The organism is Litoreibacter albidus (assembly GCF_900107015.1).
In the GTDB taxonomy this organism is placed as follows: Bacteria; Pseudomonadota; Alphaproteobacteria; order Rhodobacterales; family Rhodobacteraceae; genus Litoreibacter; species Litoreibacter albidus.
Genome location: NZ_FNOI01000001.1, coordinates 925230 through 947273, shown reverse-complemented (window position 1 = coordinate 947273; position 22044 = coordinate 925230). Strand labels below are relative to the sequence as shown.

Sequence of the window (22044 nt, the reverse complement as noted above, 5' to 3'; positions counted from 1 at the left end):
CGAACTATGGGAGGCGACATGAGCGCATCATCTGATAAATTCTCCGACCTTGCGGTGCGGATGTCCTCCGCGATTGTGATGATCGTGGTGGGCGTGGGCGCAATCTGGTCTGGGGGCTTTCTCTTCTCGGGCCTCGTCATCGCCGTGTGTGCCGCGCTGATCTGGGAACTGTTGCGCATGCTGGGCGCCGCGCAGCCGCTGGCATTGGGCCTTGCGGGCGTTGGCGCAGCCTCGCTCGTGGTTGCATGGGTGCTGCCGTCCAATCTGAGCTTGCTTTTGCTATTTGTTCCCGCCGCCGCGGGTGTGGCGGTCCACCCGCAGCACCGCGCGTTGCATGCCGCGTTCGTCGTGCTGATCATGGTGGCCTGCATGGCACTGCTGATGCTGCGCACGGAGGGCGTTGCGTGGATTTTGTGGCTAGTGGCGGTTGTGGTTGCGACGGATGTTCTGGGCTACTTCGCGGGCCGTATCATTGGCGGCCCAAAGTTTTGGCCGAAGGTCAGCCCGAAGAAAACATGGTCCGGCACGGCGGCAGGTTGGGTCGCAGCCGCTGTTGTCGGCGTGCTCTTCATAGGCGTTCAAGGGGCCGGCGTGGAAGTCGTTTTGTATTCGGTTCTGCTTTCTATGGCGTCGCAAGCGGGCGATGTGGCGGAAAGCGCGATGAAGCGCAGAATGGGCGTCAAAGACTCCTCCAACCTGATCCCCGGGCATGGCGGTTTCTTCGACCGTTTTGACGGGATGCTGGGCGCTGCGGTGATCTTGTTGCCGCTAATGTTGCTGGTGGGTTTCCCGCCGATCCTCAACTGATGCGCACGGTCACGATCTTTGGCGCAACGGGATCGATCGGGGAAAGCACCGTCGACCTGATCGCGCGTGCGCCGGAGCAGTACCGTGTTGTGGCACTCACCGGTGGGCGCAATGTGGCGCGCTTGGCGGAGCAGGCGATCCTGTTGAACGCCGAACTGGCTGTGACCGCGTTCGACGACTGTTTTGCCGATTTGAAGGCAGCCTTGGCGGGGACGGGGATTGAGGTCGCCGCAGGCGGCGCCGCCATCGTGGAGGCCGCCGACCGCCATGCTGATCTGTTTATGTCTGCCATCGTCGGCGCGGCAGGCCTGCCGCCGGGGCTGCGGGCGTTGCGCCATGGCACAACTTTGGCGTTGGCGAACAAGGAATCTCTGGTCACTGCTGGCCCGTATTTGCTGGCCGAAGCCGCGCGCTATGGCGCCACGATCCTGCCGGTCGACAGCGAGCATTCCGCCGTGTTTCAAGCCCTCGTGGGTGAAGATATGCAAACGGTGGAGCGGGTCATCATCACCGCGTCCGGCGGCGCGTTCCGTGATTGGCCGATGGAGAAGCTCGCGGGGGCCACGATTGAGCAGGCGTCGTCCCACCCGAATTGGGATATGGGGCAGCGGATTACCATCGACAGTGCCTCCATGTTCAACAAGGCGATGGAGTTGATTGAGACCAAAGAGTTTTTCGGGTTCCAGCCATCGCAGATTGAGACGGTCGTGCACCCCGAAAGCCTGATCCACGCTTTGGTTGGCTTTAACGATGGGGCGCTGATGGCGCATCTGGGGCCGCCGGATATGCGCCACGCGATTGGCTACGCGCTTCACTGGCCTGAACGTGGGCATGTGCCAGTGGAACGTCTGGATCTTGTGAAGATCGCCAGCCTGAATTTCCGCCCCGCCGACGAAGCGCGCTACCCTGCGTTGCGCATCGCGCGCGATGTGATGCAAACGGGCGGTCTTGCAGGCGCGGCGTTCAACGCCGCGAAAGAGGCCGCGTTGGACGCCTTCATCGCAGGCCAAATCGGCTTTTTGGATATGGCGCGGCTTGTTGACGAAGTGTTGAACCGTTTGCAGGGGCAAAATGGCCTCAGTTGCGACATACTTAGCCTTGATAAGGTGCTCGAAACAGATCATCTGGCACGCGAGATGACGCAAGAATTTGTACAAGTGACAGCGGCGCGTTAGACGCCGGACCAAGACGCGAAAGGGCGGTTTATGGATATTTTGGGAATGCTTCCCTCGTTTGGTGGCTTTATGGGTGCGGCAATCGCGTTCGTTGTGGCGCTGAGTGTGATCGTCGCTATTCACGAATACGGCCACTACATTGTCGGCCGTTGGTGCGGCATCCATGCGGAGGTTTTCTCGCTTGGGTTCGGGCCGGTTCTCTATTCACGCATGGACAAGCGCGGTACCCGTTGGCAGTTGGCGGCGTTGCCGTTTGGCGGTTACGTCAAGTTCTTGGGCGATTCCGACGCGGCATCCGGCAAAGACGGTGAGGCGATCACTGGCCTGTCGGAGACAGAGCGCAAGCGTACCATGCACGGCGCGGCCTTATGGCGGCGCGCGGCGACCGTTGCGGCGGGCCCCGTATTCAACTTTATTTTGTCGATCTTTGTGTTTGCCGGAATTTTCCTGTTTGCGGGCACCACCACGGACGACGCGGTGATCGGCAAGCTCAAACCACTTCCAGGGCCGGTTGAGTTGTTCCAAGAGGGCGACCGCATTGTGCGGATCGGCGACGCGGAGATCAACGATCTGGCGGAGTTCTACACGGTCGCACAATCATTGCCGTCTGCCGAAGTCGTGTCTTACGAAGTGGAGCGGAATGGCGAAACCGTCACCTTCGACAGCGTTTTCCCGTTCCCGCCCGTGATTGACCAGTTGCAGCCGAAATCTGCCGCGATGGATGGCGGCCTTGAGGTTGGCGACGTGATCCAATCGGTGAACGGTACGCCGGTCTTCGCTTTAAGCGAAGTCCAGAAAGCCGCGCAGTCCAGTAAGGACAACGCGCTAGAGTTACTGGTGTGGCGGAACGGCGAAGTGTTGGAGAAAACCCTCACCCCGCGCCAACGTGACCTGCCCACGGGAGACGGCTTCGAATCCCGTTGGTTGATCGGCTTTTCGGGCGGCGCATTCTTTGAGCCGCCGCGCGTAACGTTGGGGGCAGGGGACGCGATTTGGGGCGGCGCCGTGCAAACGTGGTTTATCGCAAAGTCCAGCCTGACCGGCATGTGGTACATGATCACAGGGGCCATCAGCTCGTGCAACATCCAAGGACCGATTGGCATCGCGCAGACATCCGGCGATATGGCATCACAAGGTGCGGCGGAATTCATCTGGTTCATCGCGGTCTTGTCGACGGCGGTTGGTTTGCTGAACCTTTTCCCTATTCCGGTGCTGGATGGGGGCCATCTTGTGTTCCACGCCTATGAGGCCGTTGCGGGGCGTCCGCCCTCTGACAAGGTGCTGAATGTGCTGATGACAGCGGGTTTGGTATTGTTGTTGTCATTGATGGTGTTTGCCCTGACGAATGACTTCTTTTGTACCTAAGTTTGCCCAATTTGCGTCACAATTGACGTGCACGAAGGGTCCAATCTTCTGTGAGGGATTGGACCCATGCAAACTATTCAAAGCGGCTATCAAGGCCTAAATCTTCTAATTCGTCTCAACTGGGACCGTCTGCTTTGGCCGTTGGCCATCGGCTGCGCGCTGATGACAGCAGGGCTGCTTGCCGGCCTCTGAGGCCTTTAAATACACGCAGTATCGCACGATTTAGGGCGCCCGTTATTCGGGCGCCTTTTTGGTTCATCGTTTTGACATATGTGCAGACTCAGGGTAGAGCTAGGACACAACATAGAGTGTCAGAGCGGGACCCAAACACATGAAGATCGCAAAAGCGACGCAGAACGCACGTCAATTCATTCAAATTCAGTGTGTTAGGGCAGCATTGTCTGGACTGGCCATAGCGGCGGTGACCAGTGCGGTTCCGCTCCAACCGGTTTTTGCACAGAGTTTTCCGATTTCGTCAGTCCAAATTGACGGCAATCAACGTATCGAAGATGCAACAATTCTTAGCTATTTGCGCCTTGAACGGGGCCAAACTGCAACAGGTGGTCAGCTGAACGACGCGACCCAGCGGCTGCAACGCTCCGGTCTGTTCGAGACTGTGGATGTTGTGCCAGTGGGCAACCGCCTTGTCGTGACCGTCAAAGAATTCCCGACGATCAACCGCGTGAACATCGAGGGCAACAAGCGTCTGAAAGACGCGGACCTGCTGCCTTTGCTCAACTCCAAATCACGCCGCGTTTACAGCCCAGCAACAGCAGAGGCCGACGCGGCATTGCTCGCCGAAGGCTACAGCCAAGCGGGCCGGATTGCAGCGACCGTGACACCGCGCATCATCCCGCGCTCCAACAACCGCGTAGATCTGGTGTTTGAAGTCGCCGAAGGCGACGTGGTCGAGGTGGAGCGCATCAGCTTCATCGGGAACCGCGCCTATTCCGACCGTCGCCTGCGTCGCGTGGTCGAATCCAAGCAAGCGGGCTTCCTGCGGTCGATCATCCAGTCCGATACCTTCGTGGGCGACCGGATCGCGTTTGACCGTCAACTTCTGCGCGACTTCTACCTGTCACGCGGCTATGTCGATTTTCAGGTTCTGTCCTCGACACCGGAACTTGCCCGCGAACGTGACGGCTATTTCGTCAGCTTCAAAGTGCGCGAAGGCCAGCAATTCCGTGTGGGCAAGGTCACGACCTACTCAGACCTGCCGGAAATTGACGCCGAAGAATACGACCGCGTCGCGCGCCTCAAAGACGGGGAGATTTACTCCCCCTCGAAGATCGAGAACACCATCACCCGCATGGAGCGTCTGGCGCTGACCAAGGGGCTGAACTTCATTCGGGTGGAACCTCGCATCACCCGCAACGACGCCGACGTCACGTTGGACGTTGAGTTCGCAATCATCCGTGGCCCACGCGTATTCGTGGAACGCATCGACATCGAAGGCAACGCCACAACCCTTGACCGTGTTGTGCGCCGTCAGTTCAAAACCGTTGAGGGCGACCCCTTCAACCCACGCGAAATTCGCGACGCCGCGGAGCGTATCCGTGCGTTAGGCTATTTCTCCACGGCAGATGTGAACACCCGTCAGGGCAGTGGCCCGGAGCAAGTCGTCGTCGATGTCGACGTTGAAGAGACGACAACCGGCTCCTTGGGCTTCGGGGTCAGCTACGGTGCCGACGCCGGCGCGTCGCTCAATGTCAGCTTCCGCGAACGTAACTTCTTGGGGCGTGGCCAGACACTGGCATTCTCGTTCGACACGGGGTCAGACAATCAGTCGACATCCCTGAGCTTCCTCGAGCCTGCCTTCTTGGGCCGCGATTTGGGCTTTGGCCTGAACGCCTATTACACCACAACGGACAGCCAGTTCGCAGCTTATGACACGCAATCGGTCGGGATCGAGCCGAGCATCGAGTTCCCAGTGTCGGAAAACGGTCGCTTGCGGTTGAACTATCGCTTGTCAAAAGACTCGATCAAGAACGTTGATCCGACGACATCTGTCATCATTCAGCGCGATGAATCCTCCGCGTGGACCTCCGCCTTGGGCTATCTGTACTCCTACGATACGCGCCGCACGGGTTTGAACCCGACCAGCGGTGTGTTGCTGCGCTTTGGCCAGCAGATTGCAGGTATCGGCGGCGGTGTTCAGTACATTCAAACCACCGGCCTTGTGTCTGCGGAAACCAAAGTTGCCCGCGAGGAAGTGACCCTGCGCGCGCAGTTCGAGTTTGGCGCGCAAACACGCCTGACGGGGAACAGCCGCATCACTGAGCGGTTCTTCCTCGGGTCCAGCAAGTTGCGCGGCTTTGATGGGGCAGGGGTCGGCCCACGTGACCTCGCGTCGGCAAACAAAGACGCGCTTGGTGGGAACTACTACGCAGTTGCGCGTCTGGAAGCGGACTTCCCGCTTGGGTTGCCGGAGGAATACGGCATTCGCGGCGGTGTTTTCTTCGACGTGGGCTCCCTCTGGGGCCTGGATGACACCAACAACGGAACGGGAACGGGTACGCCTGTCGATGACAGCTTCAAGCTGCGCTCCGTCGTTGGGGTGTCGGTACTTTGGGACACGCAGTTGGGGCCGCTTCGCTTCAACTTCTCCAAAGCGCTGGTTAAGGAAGACTTCGACAAAGAACGCTCCTTCGACCTAACCGTTTCTACGCAGTTCTGATCATGACGGCGACACGTGCAACAGGCGCGTTGGTGGCAGCTTTAACCGCCGCCACGCCTGTCTTGGCGCAATCCGTTCAACCAAGCCCAGTTCTGACACTGGATCAGGACCGCATGTATGCGGCTTCTGCCTTCGGGAAACGGGTACAGAGCGATTTAAGCCAGAAATCCAACGAGTTATCGCAAGAAAACCGCAAGATTGAGGCCGCGCTAGAAGAGGAAGAACGTCGCCTGACAGATGAGCGTGCGGGGATGGATCCAGCACGCTTTCAAGAGCTTGCGATTGACTTCGACGAGCGCGTCACAGGGATCCGCAGCGCCCAAGCTGCCAAAAGCGAGAACATCCAGAGGCAAGCCGACACAGAGCGTGCGCGCTTCTTCAACGCGGCCTATCCCATTCTATTGGAATTGGTGGAGGAAACCGGCGCGGTCGCAATCTTGAACAACGCGGCAGTGATTTTCTCGGTTCGCCAAATTGACATCACCGACGCAGCGATTGCACGAATAGACGCAGCGATCGGCGCTTCTCCGCTGCCGGATACCGGCCCTGTGCCAGTTCAACGCCCGTCAGTAAACACTGAAGAGACAGCGCCAGAGGGCGACGCCCCGACTGACGGCACCAGCCCAGACAACTGAAGCGGCAATCTTGTGCTGGCGGTAGTCAAATGCTACCCCGAAAAGCTAAAGGCCAGAGGATTACACCATGACACCCACCACCGCAGACATCGACCTGATCCAGCGGATTATTCCGCATCGCTACCCGTTCTTGCTGGTCGACAAAGTTGTGGACATCAAAGCGGGTGAAAGCGCGCGCGGAATCAAGAACGTGACCTTCAACGAGCCGCATTTCCAAGGCCACTTCCCTGGTGCACCCATCATGCCTGGCGTGACGATCATCGAGGCGATGGCGCAGACAGCTGCTGTGATGGTTGGCGTGACCATGGATATGGCCGACAAGGATTTGCTGGTGTATTTCATGGCAATCGACGGCTGCAAATTCCGCCGCAAAGTGGTGCCCGGCGATGTGCTGCATCTCGACGTCGAGGTGACGCGCGGCAAGGCAGGGGCGAAGGTCTGGAAGTTTAAAGGCGTCGCAACGGTAGAGGGCGAGATGGCCGCAGAAGCTGAATTCACCGCCATGATGGACCTACCCAAGTGAGCACAACAATCCACCCAACGGCCTTCGTCGAAGACGGCGCCCAGATCGCCGACGGTGTAACCATCGGCCCGTTCTGCACGGTTGGCGCGAAAGTGTCTCTCGCTGCGGGCGTGGAGCTGAAAAGCCACGTTGTGGTGACGGGGAAGACAACCATCGGCGAGGACACGGTGATTTTTCCCTTCGCCGTGATCGGTGAAATCCCTCAGGATCTGAAGTTTGACGGCGAGGAAACGCTGCTGGAAATCGGCGCGCGCAACCGGATCCGTGAAGGTGTGACGATGAACACCGGCACCACGGGCGGCGGCGGTTTGACGAAAGTCGGCGACGACTGCCTGTTCATGACCGGCGCGCATGTGGGCCACGACGCGATTGTGGGCAACGGCGTGATCATGGCCAACCAATCCGCTTTGGCTGGCCACTGCATCATTGAGGACAAGGTGATCATCGGCGGGTTGGCGGGTATCCACCAGTTCGTGCGGATCGGTCGTGGCGCGATCATCGGGGCCGTCACCATGGTTACCAATGATGTTATTCCATACGGCTTGGTCCAAGCACCGCGCGGTGAGTTGGACGGGTTGAACTATGTCGGGATGAAACGCGCAGGGGTACCGCGCCCTGATATCACCGCCATGCGGGCCGCTTATCAGATGCTGCGCCAAGGCGACGGCGCGTTTCAAGACCGCGCTCGCCGTCTGTCAGAGGAGACCGACAGCGATTATGTGCGCGAAGTGGTCGAGTTTATTCTGGGCGACAGCGGTCGGTCCTACCTGACGCCGCGCTGATGTTGGCGCTGGTCACGGGTGAGGGCGAGCTGCCGGAGCTGCTTATCAAACATTTGTCTGATACGCGGACGCCGTACCATCTTTGCCAGATGGAATGGCAGGAGATTGATGCGCGTATTGATCAGCCGGTTCACAGGTTCCGGATTGAAACGCTCGGCAGCTTTATCGCGTGGCTAAAAGACAAGGGCGTCGACCGTATCTGCTTCGCAGGCCGCGTTGATCGTCCGCCGCTTGACCCTTCTAAGATCGACGCGCTGACGATGCCGCTCGTCCCGCGCATGATGCAGGCGCTGCAACTGGGCGACGACGCAGCGTTGCGGTTGGTGCTGGGATTCTTTGAGGAAGCCGGAATTACCCCAATTGGGGCGCATGAGCTGCGTGCGGACGTGTTGCCGCCTGTGGGATTCCTTGGCAGCCACCGCCCCAGCAAAGAACACGAAGCCGACGCGGACCGCGGCGTGGAGATCATCGGCGCGATGGCGGCCGCGGATGTGGGTCAAGCTTGCATTGTTCACAAGCGCCAACCCTTGGCGATTGAGGCCCAGCCCGGCACAGATTTCATGATGCAAAGCCTGCTGCGCGAGCGCACGGGCCTGCCGTGGGCGAAAAACCCGCTCGGCATCGGCAAGGGGCCCCGTGCGCAGGGGCTTCCTGCGAAAGGTGGCGTGCTGATTAAAGCCGCCAAACCGGGCCAAGAACTGCGCATTGATATGCCAACCATCGGGCCAGATACGGTCGTGCGCGCGGTGCAAACCGGCCTTGACGGTATCGTCGTCGAGGCGGGGCGCGTCATCGTTTTGCAGGCCGACCTGTGCACGCAGCTGGCTGAGGACAATGGCTTGTTCCTTTGGGTGCGCGGGTGAAGGTCTACCTGATCGCGGGGGAGCCGTCCGGCGATAAGCTGGGTGGGGCCCTGATGGAAGGGCTAAGGACGCTGGACCCTGACATCGAATTCCAAGGCGTCGGTGGCCCTTTGATGGAAGCCCAAGGCATGACGTCGCTTTTCGCGATGGAAGAGCTGTCGGTGATGGGGATCGCGGAGGTATTGCCGAAATTGCGCGGGCTGTTTCGTCGTCGTGACGAGACGGTGGAGGACATCATCGGCTCCGGCGCGGATGTGGTTGTAACGATCGACAGCCCCGATTTTTGCCTGCGGGTGTTGCGCAAGCTGCGTGCGGTCTCTGCGGTGCCGACGGTTCACTACGTGGCACCCTCCGTCTGGGCGTGGCGCGCGAAACGGACCGACAAGATGATCGGCATTGTCGACCACGTTTTGGCGCTCTTACCGTTCGAGCCGCCGTACATGGAACGCGCGGGGCTGGCCTGCGACTTTGTTGGGCACCCCGTTGTGGCGGAGCCATTGGCCGAGCCGACAGACGCCTCCGCCTTTCGGCACGCGCATGGCCTTGGGGCCGCGCCTGTGGTGTTGGCCCTACCGGGATCGCGCAAGGGGGAGGTCAGTCGCCTGTCCGATGTGTTCGGCGAAAGCTTGCATAAACTCGCGGCGAAGCACCCCGACATGCGCGTGGTTATCCCAGCGGCGGCACCGGTCGCCGCCATCGTGCAGCAGCGTGTCGCCCAGTGGCCGGGGGATCCCGTCGTGCTGGACCCGCGCGGCATGTCGGTGGAGAGCGCCTTGGCGGATAAACGCGCGGCCTTTGCGGCGGCAGATGTGGCGCTGGCAGCGTCGGGTACGGTGTCTTTGGAACTGGCGGCGAACACCGTTCCGATGGTTATTGCCTACGATATGAACTGGCTGTCGCGCAAACTGATCAATGCCATGTTGAAGGTGGACACGGTGACGCTGGTTAACTTGGTGTCGGAGACCCGTACGGTGCCAGAATTCCTAGGCGACGCCTGCAAGCCGGACGACATCGCCCGCGCGCTTAACCTCGCGTTAAAGCCGGGGCCAGAGCGCGCGGCGCAAGCCGCTGCGGCGGAGATTGCCATGGAACGGTTAGGGCGCGGGGATGAGGCCCCCGGTGTGCGCGCCGCCAAAGTCGTGATGCGCGTCGCGACGCAACCCGGCCAGACCTAAGCAACGAAATCGCAGACCTCTGCATCTGTCAGGCGGAGCAAATCGTCTGGCGTCAGGGCGAACACGTGGTGCGGCGTGCCAGCGGCGGCCCAAATCGTATCGAACTCCCTAAGGCGCGGATCGACGAAGGCACGGATGGGGTTCAGGTGGCCCACGGGGGACACGCCCCCGATGGCGAAACCCGTCTGTGCACGGATCAGGGCGGCGTCGGCCTTGCCCAAAGGCTCCCCCGTGACGGCGCTTGCTTTGGCCGTATCGACCTGATTGCCACCCGCCGTCAGGAACAAAACGGCCTTTCCGCTGTCTTCGCCCTTGAAGATGATCGACTTGGCGATCTGGTCCACGGTGCATCCCACCTCTGCCGCGGCTTGCGCGGCAGTGCGGGTTTGCGCCCCTGTTTGGACGATCTCGACCTCAATGCCCGCGTCGGCTAGCGCGGCGCTCACGCGTTTTAAACTCTTGCTCATATCTCGCGAGTTTAGGGCAAGTGCCGTGCGGTGCAACCTTCGGTTGACGCGGCACGCGCAGGCTTTCATCGTGGGCACATGAGCTTTGACACCCAAATTACCCGCCAGCCGCTTGTGCATAACGAAGACCGCCGCGTTGAGGCGCACGGCCTGTTCGAAACGCTGCCCGCGCCTTTGGCGTCGCTGCTGGAAAACACCGCCAGCTGCAGCCCATATCTGGCAGGTCTCATGTCGCGGGAAGCCGACTGGATCGCCCAGCTGGCGACCATGAGTGCGGAGGAGTTATGCGCAGATGTCTGGAATGATATCGCCACGGGGCAGGGTGATTTGAAAGCCCTGTTCCGTCAGGCCAAACGACGTATCGCGCTGCTTGCAGCGGTCGCTGATGTCGGCGGCGTGTGGCCGCTTGCCACCGTTACCCGCGCGCTGACCGACCTTGCGGATAAGTGTTTGCAACGCGGTCTGGAGGATTTGACCGCAGCGCAAATCGCACGCGGAAAGCTGCCCGGTCAGACTGCGCAAGATGCCAAGGCCGGTGCGGGCATGTGCGTTCTGGCGATGGGGAAAATGGGCGCTTATGAGCTGAACTATTCCTCCGACATCGACATGATCTGCCTGTTTGATGAGACCCGTTTCGCGCCGGACGACTACTTGGTCGCCCGCCAGACATTCGTGAAAATCACGCGCAGTTTGATGAGCTTGATGTCCGACGTTACGGGCGATGGCTACGTGTTTCGCACCGACCTGCGGCTGCGCCCCGATGCGTCAGTGACGCCTGTGTGTATCGCGATGGAGACGGCGGAGCGGTATTACGAGAGCGTTGGCCGCACGTGGGAGCGCGCGGCATTTATCAAAGCGCGCCCCTGTGCTGGCGATCTGGTCGCGGGGGAGCAATTTTTGGAGCGGTTGAGCCCGTTCATCTGGCGCAAACATCTTGATTTTGCGGCGATTGAGGATGCGCATGACATGCGCCTGAAGATCCGTAACCACAAGGGGCTTGGCGGGCATATGCAGCTTGACGGGCACAACATGAAACTGGGCGCGGGCGGTATTCGCGAGATCGAATTTTTCACCCAAACACGCCAGCTGATTGCAGGCGGGCGGGATCAGAGCCTGCGGGTGCTTGGCACTTGTGATGGGCTGGACCGCCTCGTGGACGCGGGCTGGGTGCCCAAGGACGCGTCCGATAAGTTGCAAGCGGCCTATGTTGCCCACCGCGAGGTTGAACACCGCTTGCAGATGATTGGTGACGCGCAGACACACGAATTGCCCAAGGGTGACGAAGGGTTTCAGCGCCTCGCGCGGTTTATGGGTGAGGACGATGTTGCCAAATTCCGCGCGACACTGCTGGCCCGCTTGGAAGAAGTTGCCGATGTGACTGATAGCTTCTTCGAGCCGGACGAGGCGGAAGAGGTTGTCGAGACCGTCGGCTTGGCGTCGCCCGCGACATATTTGGAGCAATGGCGCGGCATCCCCGCACTCCGATCAGAGCGCGCGGTGTCGCTGTTTAAGCGGGTGTTCCCGACGATCTTGCGTCAGATGGGACAAGCCACGCATCCGGCGGAGGCGATGGATGTGTTCGAGAAATTCATCTCTGGGTTGCCCGCTGGGGTGCAGGTGTTTTCGCTGTTTGAGGCGAACACGCAGCTCACCAAGCTTATCGTCGATATCTGCGCCACGTCGCCCGCCTTGGCCACCTATCTGTCGCGCAATTCTGCGGTGCTGGATGCGGTCATCGGGGGTAGCTTTTTTGCGGAATGGCCATCGGCGGAGGAGCTGCGCGCGTTGCTTGTCGCGCAGATCGAAGACGTCGACGACTACGAGGGCCAGTTGGACGCGGCGCGGCGCTGGCAAAAAGAATGGCACTTCAGGATCGGGGTGCATCACCTGCAGGGGTTGTTGTCACCCGAAGATGCAAGCGCGCAATACGCCGATCTAGCGCGCGTGACGCTGGCGGCACTCCTGCCTGTGGTGGAGCGCGAGTTTGCGCGCAAACACGGTGCCGCGCCCGGACGTGGCGCGATGGTTCTGGGCATGGGCTCTGTGGGGGCCGGATCCTTGAACGCCCAGTCGGATTTAGACCTCATCGTCATCTACGACGCAGCCGGTGTGGAGGAAAGCACGGGGCCGCGTCCGCTCAACACACGCACGTATTTCGCCCGCTTCACGCAAGCCTTTGTGACCGCGCTGACGGCCCCAATGGCGCAAGGCCGCCTTTACGAGGTGGATTTGCGGTTGCGGCCGTCTGGGCAAGCGGGGCCGGTGGCAACGTCGCTTCAGGCGTTTCAGTCCTACCAGACGACGGACGCGTGGGTGTGGGAGCATCTGGCCCTGACGCGCTCGATGGCCATCGCGGGGGAGGCGTCTTTGCAAGCCGACGTGGAGGCCGTGCGTTGCGCCGTATTGGAAGGAAGCTTCGACGCGGAGCGCATCAAACGGGAAACCCAAGAGATGCGCGCGCGCTTGGCAAGTGCGGCGGGTCCGGTGGGCACGTGGAACGTGAAATCGGGCGCAGGCGGGCGACAGGACATCGAGTTGTTGAGCCAAGCGCTGTGCTTGATCAGCCAAGGCACGGCGCGCCAGATATCGGCGCAATTGCACGATGCCAAAGCGGCTGGATTGCTGGGCACCACGCAGCTCGCGAAGCTGCTGAATGCGCACCGTCTGTTCACCCATGTGCAAATGGCGGGGCGGCTTTTGTCGGACAAACCGCTGACGCCTGACGCGATGGGGGCGGGTGCTGTCGACATGCTGCTGCGCGATTGTGACTGCGAAACGGTAGAAGAATTGGCCGATAGGATCGCGGAATGTCGCAAACTTGCGGCCGAGGTCGTGGAACAGCTGCTGGCATAGCAGGTGATAGCTGATAAGGGGCGTTAACTGATCCCATCTGCCAAGGAGTTGGACATGGACGTGACCCTGATTGACCGCAAAGGTCTAATCCGCGAGGCCTACAAGATCGACGGAATTACCGTCGGTGAATGCCGCTCAATTTTTCTGGATTGGGCGTTGAACCTGCCCGACGGCGTAGAAAACCGTGCAGCGATTGAGCAGTTGTTAACCATCTATGGCGACACGCCGCATGATCATCCGATGACCGCCGTATTGCGGGCTGGTTTGGACGATGCGCAAACGGCGAAACGCCGCGGGGGCCGCAAAGCGCGCCTCGAAGGCAAAGGTCAGTAAAACGAAAAACGCCGCCGCTTCATTAAAAGCGACGGCGCACCCTCGGAGCGTGTGCTCTGATGGATTTATTCAGCAGCAGTCGCTGCAGCAACAGCCGCGAAACCGGCTGTGAACCCGCTCAAGGACATTGTAAGCTCTACCTTCTGGTCCGGCGCTTGGGCGGGAACAACGACGATCTTGGCTTCATTGCCGGCTTTGAACGACGCGACGTCGCCAGCGGTGAAACCAACCCGAGAGAAGCAGCCTATGGCGGTGCAGAAGGTGAACGGGTAAACTTTGGCTTTGCCACCATCAACGGACAGCAGCACGTTTTGGGTCAACAAAGTCTCCAGAGGCGTCACGATGGTCGCGCCAGCGGCCAGCTTGTCATCGGAAGGCAGGTTGAACATGTTGATTTCCGCAACAGAGTTGCCCTGCTGATCTTCCAAAAGCTGGTACAGCTGGCATGGGTCTTTGGTGCCTTCTGGCGCCTTGATGCAGCGCAGTTCCCAGTCGCCGTGGTCAGACACTTTGTAAGTGCTGCCCACTTCGACAACGTCGGAGCCTGTGCTCAGGCCGTCAGTGCGGTTGGCGTCGGTCTCAGCTGCGGCATCGGCGGCAGGAGCCTCGGCGGCTGGCGCGTCTGCAGCCGGAGCTTCGGCCGCAGGTGCTGGCTCTGCCGGTGTTTCGGTGGCGGTTTGCGCGATTGCACCGGTTGCTACGAACGCACCGAGTGCTGCGCCGATCATCAGGGTTTTGAAATACTCAGACATGGGATCCTGCTACTCAATTAAGATATTGCATGCGGTTTAGCATGGCCAAATGGCAGTGTCAGTCCGGAAAACGCAGATCGGTCAGGGGCGGGGCGATTATTGCCGATAAGGCAAAAACGAAAAAAGGGTCTGCATGCAGACCCTTTTCCCAAATTCTTCTCCCCGTCGAACTAGGCCGACTTATTAAGCGAAGACTAGGAGGAGTTTTTGAATGGGTCAACAAAAACCTGTGATGAATGTCACAACACCGATTGATGGGTGAAAAAATGGCCGTGCCAAATCATGACACGGCCCAGTCAACAGGGAGGAAGTCATCACTGCGCAATGAACACATGCGCACCAACATGACGATGATACTGGCACATAGATGTTAACAAGCTATTGTGGCGGGACAAAAAACGCGAACGAGCGACGTAAGGGTACATCATGGCAAACACGGATAGCATTTTTGTAGGCGGTGGCGGCGAAGGGTATAGCGACCCTCAGGAGCTATTGCTCAAATACGCGAACCGTCACGGGCTAATTGCTGGGGCGACAGGAACGGGTAAAACCGTCACTTTGCAGATTCTGGCGGAAAGCTTGTCGAACGCGGGCGTTCCGGTCTTCATGTCGGACGTCAAAGGCGACTTGTCCGGCTTGGCCGTCGCAGGCAGCGAGACCCATAAACTGCACAGCGCGTTCATGGAACGGGCGGGCAAGATCGGCTTCACTGATTTTAGCTACGATTCGTTCCCCGTTACCTTTTGGGACATGTACGGCGAAAGTGGGCATCCGGTGCGCACTACGGTCAGTGAGATGGGGCCGTTGCTGCTGTCGCGCTTGTTGGAGCTTTCCGAGGCGCAAGAGGGTATCCTGAACATCGCCTTCCGTGTGGCGGACGAGGAAGGCTTGCCGCTCCTAGACCTGAAAGACCTGCAATCCTTGCTTGTCTGGATTGGGCAAAACGCCAAGTCGCTGGCCTTGCGCTACGGTTTCGTGTCGTCGCAGTCGGTGGGCGCGATCCAGCGCCGCTTGTTGGTGCTGGAAAACCAAGGTGCCTCCGATTTCTTCGGGGAACCGGCCTTGGATCTGGAAGATATGTTCCACGTAGATGCGGACGGGCGCGGGCAGATCAACATTCTAGCCGCTGATAAACTGATGTCGGCCCCGAAACTTTACGCCACCTTCCTGCTGTGGATGCTGTCGGAACTGTTCGAAACCTTGCCAGAGGTCGGCGACCCCGAAAAACCGATCTTCGTGTTCTTCTTTGACGAGGCGCATTTGCTGTTCGACGGCGCGCCCAAGGCGCTGGTTGATAAGGTGGAGCAAGTGGCCCGTCTGATCCGGTCCAAAGGGGTCGGGGTCTATTTCATCACGCAAAAGCCTGCCGACGTGCCGGAAGACATTTTAGGCCAGCTTGGCAACCGCGTGCAGCACGCATTGCGCGCGTTCACCCGCAAGGACCAAAAGGATTTGCGGTCCGCCGCGGATACCTACCGCGAGAACCCGCGCTTCGACGTGGAGGACGCGATCAAGGAAGTCGGCGTGGGGGAGGCTGTGACGTCGTTCCTGATGAAAAAGGGCATCCCTGGCATGGTGGAGCGCACCTTGATCCGCCCGCCGTCTTCGCAACTGGGTCCGATCACCAGCAAAGAGCGCCGCGCGATTATCGCCGCGTCCCCCGTTGCGGGCAAATACGAGACCGCGATGGACCGCGAATCCGCCTTCGAGATGCTGGCGCAACGCGCGGAGGCCGCCGCCAAGGCCGCCGAGGAGGCCGAGGCCAAAGAGGAGGAAATGGAAGCCCGTGAACGCGAGTATCAGACCGGACGGCGGTATTCCGGCAGCCGCGTCAAACGCTCCACCTCCAAAACCACCACGCGCAAACGGCGCGGCGATAGCGCGGGGGAGGCGTTCGCCAAATCCATGATGCGCTCCATTGGGACGAAGGCAGGTACCGCGATTGTGCGCGGCATTATGGGCAGCTTGTTTAAGGCCCGTTAACCACGGCGGCTTTCGTCTTTGACCTCGTCCCACAGCGCGTCCATTTCTTGCAGATTGGACTGGGACGGGGTTTTTCCACGCGCGGCCAGTTTTGCCTCCACACCTTCGAACCGGCGGGTGAACTTGGCGTTTGCGGCCCTAAGTGCGGCTTCTGGGTCCAAACCAAGGTGGCGGCCTAGATTGGCCATCACGAAGAGCAGATCGCCGTATTCCTCCTCTACCTCCGCTTGGGTCAGCGTGTCGCGGGCCTCTACCAACTCGCGGGACTCCTCGACGATTTTGTCCAGCACCTCATCCGTGGTGGGCCAGTCGAAGCCCACGCGGGCGGCCCGTTTTTGCAGTTTTAGCGCGCGCAGCAAGGCAGGCAGGCCGACGGCCACACCGTCCAAAGTGCCGCCCTGAGCTTTGCCCGCACGCTCCGCTGCTTTGATCTGTTCCCAGTCTGCGACTTGCTGCTCTGCCGATTTATCACGGCTCTCATCGCCGAAAACATGCGGGTGGCGCGAAATCATCTTGTCGGAAATTGCGTTCGCAACCGACGCGAAGTCGAACAAGCCAGCCTCGGAGCCCATTTGCGTGTGGTAAACCGTTTGCAGGAGCAAATCGCCCAACTCGCCTTGCAGCTCCTCCATGTCGCCGCGCTCGATCGCGTCGGCGACCTCGTAGGCCTCCTCGATTGTGTAGGGCGCGATGGAGGCGAAGTCCTGCTCTATATCCCAAGGGCACCCCGTATCGGGGTCACGCAGACGGCGCATGATCTCGATCAGGCGGGGCATGGGTTGGCTGGCATCATAGACAAGATCGGGCATTGCAGTGTCTTCGCGTTTGGGGGATCGTTGCGCACAGATAACCAGAAGGAACGCCCCCATGCCACCCGTGAACCGCATCGCAGACTACGCCGAGGATATGAAAGCTTGGCGCCGTTGGATGCACCAACACCCCGAATTGCAATTTGACTGCCACGAGACAGCGGGCTTCGTGGTGGAGCGCTTGAAAGAGTTCGGCATCACCGAAATCCACGAGGGCATCGCGCAAAGCGGGGTCGTTGCGATCATTGAGGGGCAGGGCGCAGGGCCAACCATCGGGCTGCGCGCGGATATGGATGCCTTGCCCATGCAAGAGACCACTGGCTTGGAGTATGCCTCAAAGGTCGACGGCAAAATGCATGCCTGCGGTCATGACGGGCACACCACAATGCTTCTGGGGGCGGCGAAATACCTTGCGGAAACGCGCAACTTCAAGGGCCGCGTTGCGCTGATCTTCCAGCCTGCTGAAGAAGGCGGCGGCGGTGCTGGCGTGATGGTGGAGGAGGGCATTATGGAGCGGTTTGACATCGCTGACGTTTATGCGCTGCACAACAATCCAGGCGTGCCGTTCGGTGCGTTCGTGACGACGGCTGGCCCGATCATGGCGGCCGTTGATACGTTTCACGTCTATATTGACGGCGTTGGTGGCCACGGGGCCTATCCGCAGGACACCAAAGACCCGATTATGGCCACTTTGGGCATCTGCAATGCCATCCAGACCATCGTGTCACGCAACCACGCAACGATGGATGATCTGGTCGTATCGGTGACACAAATCCACACCGGGTCAGCCGACAACGTGATCCCCGATGACGCCTACATCAACGGCACCGTGCGGACCTTTGATCCCGACGTGCAAGACATGGTGGAGAAGCGTTTGACAGAGATCGTGGCAGGGCAAGCGGCCAGTTATGACGTCACAGCGCGCCTTGTGTATGAGCGCGGCTACCCTGCCACGGTGAACAACGACGCGAAAACGCAGTTTGCCGCCGATGTCGCCCGTGATGTCGCGGGGGATGCCGCTGTAAACAGCGAAGGCGGGCGCGAGATGGGGGCGGAGGATTTCTCCTACATGCTGGAAAAGCGCCCCGGTGCTTATCTGTTCCTAGGGCAGGGCGACGGCGCGGGGCTGCATAACCCCAATTACAACTTCAACGATGATGTCGCGCCGATTGGCGCGTCCTTCTTCGCGAGACTGGTCGAAACCGCCCAGCCGCTTTAGGCGAGCGATTGATAGGATCGGTTGCCGTAAAGCAGTGGTGCGCCCTCTAGGCGCGCCACTTGCACGACGGAGCCGATCATCACGTGGTGGGTTCCGATCCGCTCGTCCGACAGCAGCTTGCAATCAAAACGGGCCAAGGCCGTGGTCAGGCCTGGTGCGCCGCTGCGCATGGTCTCAAACGTGCCGGCGGCAAACTTGTCACCGCCCGGTGCGGCGCTGCGGCTGGCGAACACATTGGCAAGCTCCGTCTGGTTGTGCCCAAGCACGTTGATACAAAAGCAACGGTTGTTCAAAATGGCCGGCGCGGCGCTGGTGGCATGGTGCAAGCAAACCAGCATTGTCGGTGCATCACCGTCTGCCGATACCGACGTCATCGCGGACACGGTCGCACCTGCGGGGCCGTCGACACCGTCCGTCGTGACGATCGTGACAGAGGAGACAAGCTGGCTCATCGCGTCCAGAAATTCTTCGCGAAGCTGGGTTCGGTGTGGTGTGGTCATGGCGGCCTTCTTGTGTCGCGGTGCAAACGGCTGTTTGCCTGTGCAACAACATAGGCGCAAGTCTTGCATTGTCACGGTGCCACGGGCAGGTTGCGTTTTATACCGGCCCATGGCCCCAGAATTGCAGGGCCTCTCAACCAACCCCAAGCAGGAGCACGCGCAATGCCTAACCAACCAGTTTCCGGAAACGATCTTGCGCGCTTTGCGGGTCAGGGTGCTTTTATGCGCCTGCCGCAGGTGACCACAGCCAAAGATCTGGATGTGGCGTTTGTTGGTATTCCCATGGATCACGGGACCAGTTGGCGCTCCGGCACACGGTTTGGTCCCGCCCAAGTGCGCAACGAAAGTTCGATGATCCGGCCCTACGCAGTGCAAACGGGCGCTGCGCCTTTTGATGCGTTGCAATGCGCGGATGTGGGTGACGTGGCGATCAACACGTTCAACCTGGCGGAAAGTATTCGCATAATTACAGAGTATTACGACGACCTGCTCACCCACGACGTGATCCCGATGAGCATTGGCGGCGACCATACGATCACGTTGCCGATCCTGCGGGCCATCGCCAAGAAACACGGGCCGGTGGGCTTGGTACATGTCGACGCGCACGCGGACGTGAATGACGAGATGTTCGGGGAGCGCGAATGCCACGGTACCGTGTTCCGCCGGGCCTATGAGGAAGGCTTGTTGCGCCCGAATGACGTCTATCAAGTCGGGCTTCGCGGCACTGGCTACACCGCAGAGGATTTTGACGAGCCGCGCGAATGGGGTTTCAACCTGACTTTGGCGCAAGAGCTGTGGCACACATCCACCGCCCCGCTGGCGGCGCAAATCAAATCCAGCATGGGGGCGGGGCCGGTCTACATCAGCTATGATATCGACAGCCTTGACCCGTCCATAGCACCCGGCACCGGCACGCCGGAGATCGGCGGCTTAACCACCCCGCAAGCTTTGGAGCTGATCCGCGGGCTTCGCGGCTTGCCGATTGTGGGTTGTGACCTTGTGGAGGTTTCGCCGCCCTATGACACGTCCGGCAATACGGCGCTGACGGGGGCGAACATCATGTTCGAGATGCTGTCGATCCTGCCTGGGGTACCCTACCGTTAAAACGCGATTGGTCGCACAAGATCGCTTTGCGTCGGATGGCGCAACGCGCTATGGAACGGTGAATGTTGACCAGCTGCCCCGACAGGCGGGACGCAGCGGCAGGTAAGGAAGTGCCGGTATGGCCGTAGGTATCTTTGACAGCGGGTTGGGCGGCTTGACCGTCTATAAGCAAATAGCAGCGGATATGCCCGATTTGCCGGTGTGCTACTTCGCCGACAGCGCGAATACGCCCTACGGTGTGCGCACCGCCGACGATATCTACAACCTGACCTGCGCCGCGACGCAATCCTTGTTTGATGCGGGCTGTGACTTGGTGATCTTGGCCTGCAACACGGCGTCCGCTGCTGCGCTGCGCCGTATGCAGGAAACATGGGTTCCGACTGACAAGCGCGTGCTCGGCGTTTTCGTCCCGATGATCGAGGCGTTGACGGAGCGCAATTGGGGCGACAACTCCCCGCCGCGCCAAGTTGATGTGCGCGATGTTGCGCTGTTCGCCACCCCTGCGACCGTTGCGTCGCGGGCGTTTCAACGCGAGCTTGCGTTCCGCGCCATTGGCGTGGATGTGGAGGCGCAGCCGTGCGGGGGCTTGGTCGACGCGCTGGAAGCGGGCGATGAGATGCTGGCGGAAGCCTTGGTGCGCTCCCACGTGGATGCGTTGAAGCGGCGGATGCCGACCCCGCAAGCCGCCATATTAGGATGCACCCATTACCCCTTGATGCAAAAGACTTTTCAAGATGCATTGGGTGCCGATGTTAAGGTGTTTTCGCAAGCTGATTTGGTCTCTGCAAGCTTGCAAGATTACTTGAAGCGGCACCCCAACATGCTGGGCAATGGCACAGAAACACGGTTCCTGACCACTGGCACACCGACCCAAGTGACCGATCGCGCGACGCAGTTCCTGCGACGAAAGATCCAGTTTGAAGCGGCGTGATTGCCGCGCGACCATCTTTCTACTAAACACCTATTAAATCATATGGAGTCTCTCATGACCCACAAAATCGCCATTCTAGGTGCGTCCGGGTACACCGGCGCGGAACTTGTCCGGTTGATATCGACCCACCCGTCAATCACCATTGCTGCGCTTTCTGCGGACCGCAAAGCGGGCATGGAAATGGCCGAAGTTTTCCCGCATCTGCGCCACTTGGACCTGCCAACGCTGGTCACGATCGACGAAATTGATTTCACGGAGATCGACCTGTGTTTCTGCGCTTTGCCGCATAAAACCTCGCAAGAGGTGATTGCGAAATTGCCCATGACGATGAAGATCGTGGACCTGTCCGCCGACTTCCGTCTGCGCGACGCCGACGCTTATAAAAAGTGGTATGGCAACGATCACTCTGAGCTCGAAATCCAGAAAGAGGCAGTTTACGGCCTGACCGAGTTCTACCGCGAAGATATCGCCAACGCGCGCTTGGTCGCGGGAACGGGGTGCAATGCGGCAACGGGGCAATTTGCGCTGCGCCCGTTGATCGAGGCAGGCGTCATTGATCTGGACGACATCATCCTTGACCTGAAAGTTGGCGTGTCCGGTGCAGGGCGGTCCTTGAAGGAAAACCTCTTGCACGCGGAACTGTCGGAGGGTGCGAACGCCTACGCGATCGGTGGTACGCACCGGCATTTGGGGGAGTTCGATCAGGAGTTTTCGGCCATCGCCGGACGCCCTGTTAAGGTTCAGTTTACCCCGCATCTGGTTCCCATGAACCGCGGTATTCTGGCGACTTGCTACGTGAAGGGCAACGCTGCGGAAATCCACGCCACTTTGGCGGAGGCCTACAGCGGCGAGCCGTTCATCGAGGTGTTGCCGTTCGGGCAGGCAGGCTCGACCCATGACACGCGCGGCTCCAACTTCGTGCATATCGGCGTCACCGATGACCGCATTGAGGGGCGTGCCATCGTTATTGCGTCGCTGGATAACCTCACGAAAGGCTCATCAGGGCAGGCATTGCAGAACGCCAATCTGATGCTAGGTCTAGATGAAACCGAGGGTCTGATGATGGCCCCGCTCTTTCCGTAAAGGAACTT

Annotated in this window: 21 protein-coding genes; 17 read left to right on the top strand and 4 right to left on the bottom strand. The window is 60.0% G+C overall.

The annotated features are described in order from the left end of the window. Positions 1 to 18 precede the first annotated feature (18 nt). The 10 genes from BLW66_RS04675 (at position 19) to lpxB (ending at position 10002) form a co-directional block, all read left to right on the top strand. Positions 19 to 807: a phosphatidate cytidylyltransferase gene (locus BLW66_RS04675; RefSeq protein WP_089945464.1), complete on the top strand. Its 789-nt coding sequence runs from the start codon at positions 19 to 21 to the stop codon at positions 805 to 807. Then, entirely contained in the window at positions 807 to 1982 is a 1176-nt protein-coding gene (gene dxr, locus BLW66_RS04670) for a 1-deoxy-D-xylulose-5-phosphate reductoisomerase (protein WP_089945462.1), read from the top strand. The genes BLW66_RS04675 and dxr overlap by 1 nt, the downstream gene beginning before the upstream one ends. 30 nt (positions 1983 to 2012) lie before the next feature. Beyond that, positions 2013 to 3347: an RIP metalloprotease RseP gene (gene rseP, locus BLW66_RS04665; protein WP_089945460.1), complete on the top strand. Its 1335-nt coding sequence runs from the start codon at positions 2013 to 2015 to the stop codon at positions 3345 to 3347. 66 nt (positions 3348 to 3413) lie between these two features. After that, the gene (locus BLW66_RS18175; RefSeq protein WP_280140665.1) at positions 3414 to 3539 is read left to right on the top strand and encodes a hypothetical protein; all 126 of its coding nucleotides are present in this window, start codon (positions 3414 to 3416) and stop codon (positions 3537 to 3539) included. A gap of 139 nt (positions 3540 to 3678) precedes the next feature. After that, on the top strand, positions 3679 to 6024 hold the full coding sequence (gene bamA, locus BLW66_RS04660) for an outer membrane protein assembly factor BamA (protein WP_089945457.1): 2346 nt from the start codon (positions 3679 to 3681) through the stop codon (positions 6022 to 6024). 2 nt (positions 6025 to 6026) lie between these two features. Then, positions 6027 to 6659: an OmpH/Skp family outer membrane protein gene (locus BLW66_RS04655; RefSeq protein ID WP_089945455.1), complete on the top strand. Its 633-nt coding sequence runs from the start codon at positions 6027 to 6029 to the stop codon at positions 6657 to 6659. A 67-nt stretch (positions 6660 to 6726) separates the two neighbouring features. Further along, positions 6727 to 7182: a 3-hydroxyacyl-ACP dehydratase FabZ gene (fabZ, locus tag BLW66_RS04650; RefSeq protein ID WP_089945453.1), complete on the top strand. Its 456-nt coding sequence runs from the start codon at positions 6727 to 6729 to the stop codon at positions 7180 to 7182. Beyond that, positions 7179 to 7964 (top strand): acyl-ACP--UDP-N-acetylglucosamine O-acyltransferase, encoded by a 786-nt coding sequence (gene lpxA / locus BLW66_RS04645; protein ID WP_089945451.1) that lies wholly within the window; start codon positions 7179 to 7181, stop codon positions 7962 to 7964. The genes fabZ and lpxA overlap by 4 nt, the downstream gene beginning before the upstream one ends. Beyond that, positions 7964 to 8827, top strand: coding sequence for an LpxI family protein (locus tag BLW66_RS04640; RefSeq protein WP_089945449.1), 864 nt, complete (start codon positions 7964 to 7966; stop codon positions 8825 to 8827). Before lpxA ends, BLW66_RS04640 begins: the two co-directional genes overlap by 1 nt. After that, positions 8824 to 10002, top strand: a complete 1179-nt coding sequence (gene lpxB, locus BLW66_RS04635; protein ID WP_089945447.1) for a lipid-A-disaccharide synthase — start codon at positions 8824 to 8826, stop codon at positions 10000 to 10002. Before BLW66_RS04640 ends, lpxB begins: the two co-directional genes overlap by 4 nt. On the opposite strand, the gene BLW66_RS04630 is transcribed toward lpxB, so the two are convergent. Next, positions 9999 to 10469, bottom strand: coding sequence for a YbaK/EbsC family protein (locus BLW66_RS04630; RefSeq protein ID WP_089945445.1), 471 nt, complete (start codon positions 10467 to 10469; stop codon positions 9999 to 10001). The two genes, lpxB and BLW66_RS04630, sit on opposite strands and share 4 nt — an antisense overlap. A gap of 78 nt (positions 10470 to 10547) precedes the next feature. On the opposite strand from BLW66_RS04630, the gene BLW66_RS04625 reads away from it, so the two are divergent. Together BLW66_RS04625 and BLW66_RS04620 are read left to right on the top strand one after the other, a co-directional pair. Then, entirely contained in the window at positions 10548 to 13322 is a 2775-nt protein-coding gene (locus BLW66_RS04625) for a bifunctional [glutamate--ammonia ligase]-adenylyl-L-tyrosine phosphorylase/[glutamate--ammonia-ligase] adenylyltransferase (RefSeq protein WP_089945443.1), read from the top strand. Positions 13323 to 13376: 54 nt separating this feature from the next. After that, positions 13377 to 13655: a hypothetical protein gene (locus tag BLW66_RS04620; RefSeq protein ID WP_089945441.1), complete on the top strand. Its 279-nt coding sequence runs from the start codon at positions 13377 to 13379 to the stop codon at positions 13653 to 13655. Between the two features lie 65 nt (positions 13656 to 13720). Here BLW66_RS04620 and BLW66_RS04615 read toward each other — a convergent pair whose 3' ends face one another. Further along, a complete protein-coding gene (locus BLW66_RS04615; RefSeq protein ID WP_089945440.1) occupies positions 13721 to 14407 on the bottom strand; it encodes an invasion associated locus B family protein in 687 nt (228 codons plus the stop codon). A gap of 426 nt (positions 14408 to 14833) precedes the next feature. Here BLW66_RS04615 and BLW66_RS04610 point away from each other — a divergent pair, with 426 nt between their 5' ends. Further along, positions 14834 to 16390: a helicase HerA-like domain-containing protein gene (locus BLW66_RS04610; protein ID WP_089945438.1), complete on the top strand. Its 1557-nt coding sequence runs from the start codon at positions 14834 to 14836 to the stop codon at positions 16388 to 16390. On the opposite strand, the gene mazG is transcribed toward BLW66_RS04610, so the two are convergent. Beyond that, the gene (mazG, locus tag BLW66_RS04605; RefSeq protein ID WP_089945696.1) at positions 16387 to 17199 is read right to left on the bottom strand and encodes a nucleoside triphosphate pyrophosphohydrolase; all 813 of its coding nucleotides are present in this window, start codon (positions 17197 to 17199) and stop codon (positions 16387 to 16389) included. The genes BLW66_RS04610 and mazG overlap by 4 nt on opposite strands. Positions 17200 to 17257: 58 nt before the next feature. Between mazG and BLW66_RS04600 the strand changes: the two genes are divergently transcribed. Then, positions 17258 to 18418, top strand: a complete 1161-nt coding sequence (locus tag BLW66_RS04600) for a M20 aminoacylase family protein (RefSeq protein ID WP_089945436.1) — start codon at positions 17258 to 17260, stop codon at positions 18416 to 18418. Here BLW66_RS04600 and BLW66_RS04595 read toward each other — a convergent pair. Then, positions 18415 to 18918, bottom strand: a complete 504-nt coding sequence (locus tag BLW66_RS04595; protein ID WP_089945694.1) for a flavin reductase family protein — start codon at positions 18916 to 18918, stop codon at positions 18415 to 18417. The genes BLW66_RS04600 and BLW66_RS04595 overlap by 4 nt on opposite strands. Before the next feature lie 162 nt (positions 18919 to 19080). On the opposite strand from BLW66_RS04595, the gene speB reads away from it, so the two are divergent. From speB to argC, 3 genes are all read left to right on the top strand, one after another. Next, on the top strand, positions 19081 to 20022 hold the full coding sequence (gene speB, locus BLW66_RS04590; RefSeq protein ID WP_089945434.1) for an agmatinase: 942 nt from the start codon (positions 19081 to 19083) through the stop codon (positions 20020 to 20022). A gap of 118 nt (positions 20023 to 20140) precedes the next feature. Next, positions 20141 to 20953 carry a glutamate racemase gene (locus BLW66_RS04585; RefSeq protein ID WP_089945432.1) on the top strand — a complete coding sequence of 271 codons (813 nt, stop codon included), beginning with the start codon at positions 20141 to 20143 and terminating at the stop codon, positions 20951 to 20953. Between the two features lie 54 nt (positions 20954 to 21007). Then, the gene (gene argC, locus BLW66_RS04580) at positions 21008 to 22036 is read left to right on the top strand and encodes an N-acetyl-gamma-glutamyl-phosphate reductase (RefSeq protein WP_089945430.1); all 1029 of its coding nucleotides are present in this window, start codon (positions 21008 to 21010) and stop codon (positions 22034 to 22036) included. Positions 22037 to 22044: the final 8 nt, after the last annotated feature.

Excerpts from the sequence above, each read along its gene's own strand:
- BLW66_RS04630 (WP_089945445.1), bottom strand. The coding sequence starts at position 10,469 with ATGAGCAAGAGTTTAAAACGCGTGAGCGCCGCGCTAGCCGACGCGGGC.
- rseP (WP_089945460.1), top strand. The coding sequence starts at position 2,013 with ATGGATATTTTGGGAATGCTTCCCTCGTTTGGTGGCTTTATGGGTGCG.
- mazG (WP_089945696.1), bottom strand. The coding sequence starts at position 17,199 with ATGCCCGATCTTGTCTATGATGCCAGCCAACCCATGCCCCGCCTGATC.
- BLW66_RS04595 (WP_089945694.1), bottom strand. The coding sequence starts at position 18,918 with ATGACCACACCACACCGAACCCAGCTTCGCGAAGAATTTCTGGACGCG.
- BLW66_RS04620 (WP_089945441.1), top strand. The coding sequence starts at position 13,377 with ATGGACGTGACCCTGATTGACCGCAAAGGTCTAATCCGCGAGGCCTAC.
- speB (WP_089945434.1), top strand. The coding sequence starts at position 19,081 with ATGCCTAACCAACCAGTTTCCGGAAACGATCTTGCGCGCTTTGCGGGT.
- fabZ (WP_089945453.1), top strand. The coding sequence starts at position 6,727 with ATGACACCCACCACCGCAGACATCGACCTGATCCAGCGGATTATTCCG.
- argC (WP_089945430.1), top strand. The coding sequence starts at position 21,008 with ATGACCCACAAAATCGCCATTCTAGGTGCGTCCGGGTACACCGGCGCG.
- BLW66_RS18175 (WP_280140665.1), top strand. The coding sequence starts at position 3,414 with ATGCAAACTATTCAAAGCGGCTATCAAGGCCTAAATCTTCTAATTCGT.
- dxr (WP_089945462.1), top strand. The coding sequence starts at position 807 with ATGCGCACGGTCACGATCTTTGGCGCAACGGGATCGATCGGGGAAAGC.
- BLW66_RS04640 (WP_089945449.1), top strand. The coding sequence starts at position 7,964 with ATGTTGGCGCTGGTCACGGGTGAGGGCGAGCTGCCGGAGCTGCTTATC.
- BLW66_RS04615 (WP_089945440.1), bottom strand. The coding sequence starts at position 14,407 with ATGTCTGAGTATTTCAAAACCCTGATGATCGGCGCAGCACTCGGTGCG.
- BLW66_RS04610 (WP_089945438.1), top strand. The coding sequence starts at position 14,834 with ATGGCAAACACGGATAGCATTTTTGTAGGCGGTGGCGGCGAAGGGTAT.
- bamA (WP_089945457.1), top strand. The coding sequence starts at position 3,679 with ATGAAGATCGCAAAAGCGACGCAGAACGCACGTCAATTCATTCAAATT.
- BLW66_RS04675 (WP_089945464.1), top strand. The coding sequence starts at position 19 with ATGAGCGCATCATCTGATAAATTCTCCGACCTTGCGGTGCGGATGTCC.
- BLW66_RS04585 (WP_089945432.1), top strand. The coding sequence starts at position 20,141 with ATGGCCGTAGGTATCTTTGACAGCGGGTTGGGCGGCTTGACCGTCTAT.
- BLW66_RS04625 (WP_089945443.1), top strand. The coding sequence starts at position 10,548 with ATGAGCTTTGACACCCAAATTACCCGCCAGCCGCTTGTGCATAACGAA.
- BLW66_RS04600 (WP_089945436.1), top strand. The coding sequence starts at position 17,258 with ATGCCACCCGTGAACCGCATCGCAGACTACGCCGAGGATATGAAAGCT.
- BLW66_RS04655 (WP_089945455.1), top strand. The coding sequence starts at position 6,027 with ATGACGGCGACACGTGCAACAGGCGCGTTGGTGGCAGCTTTAACCGCC.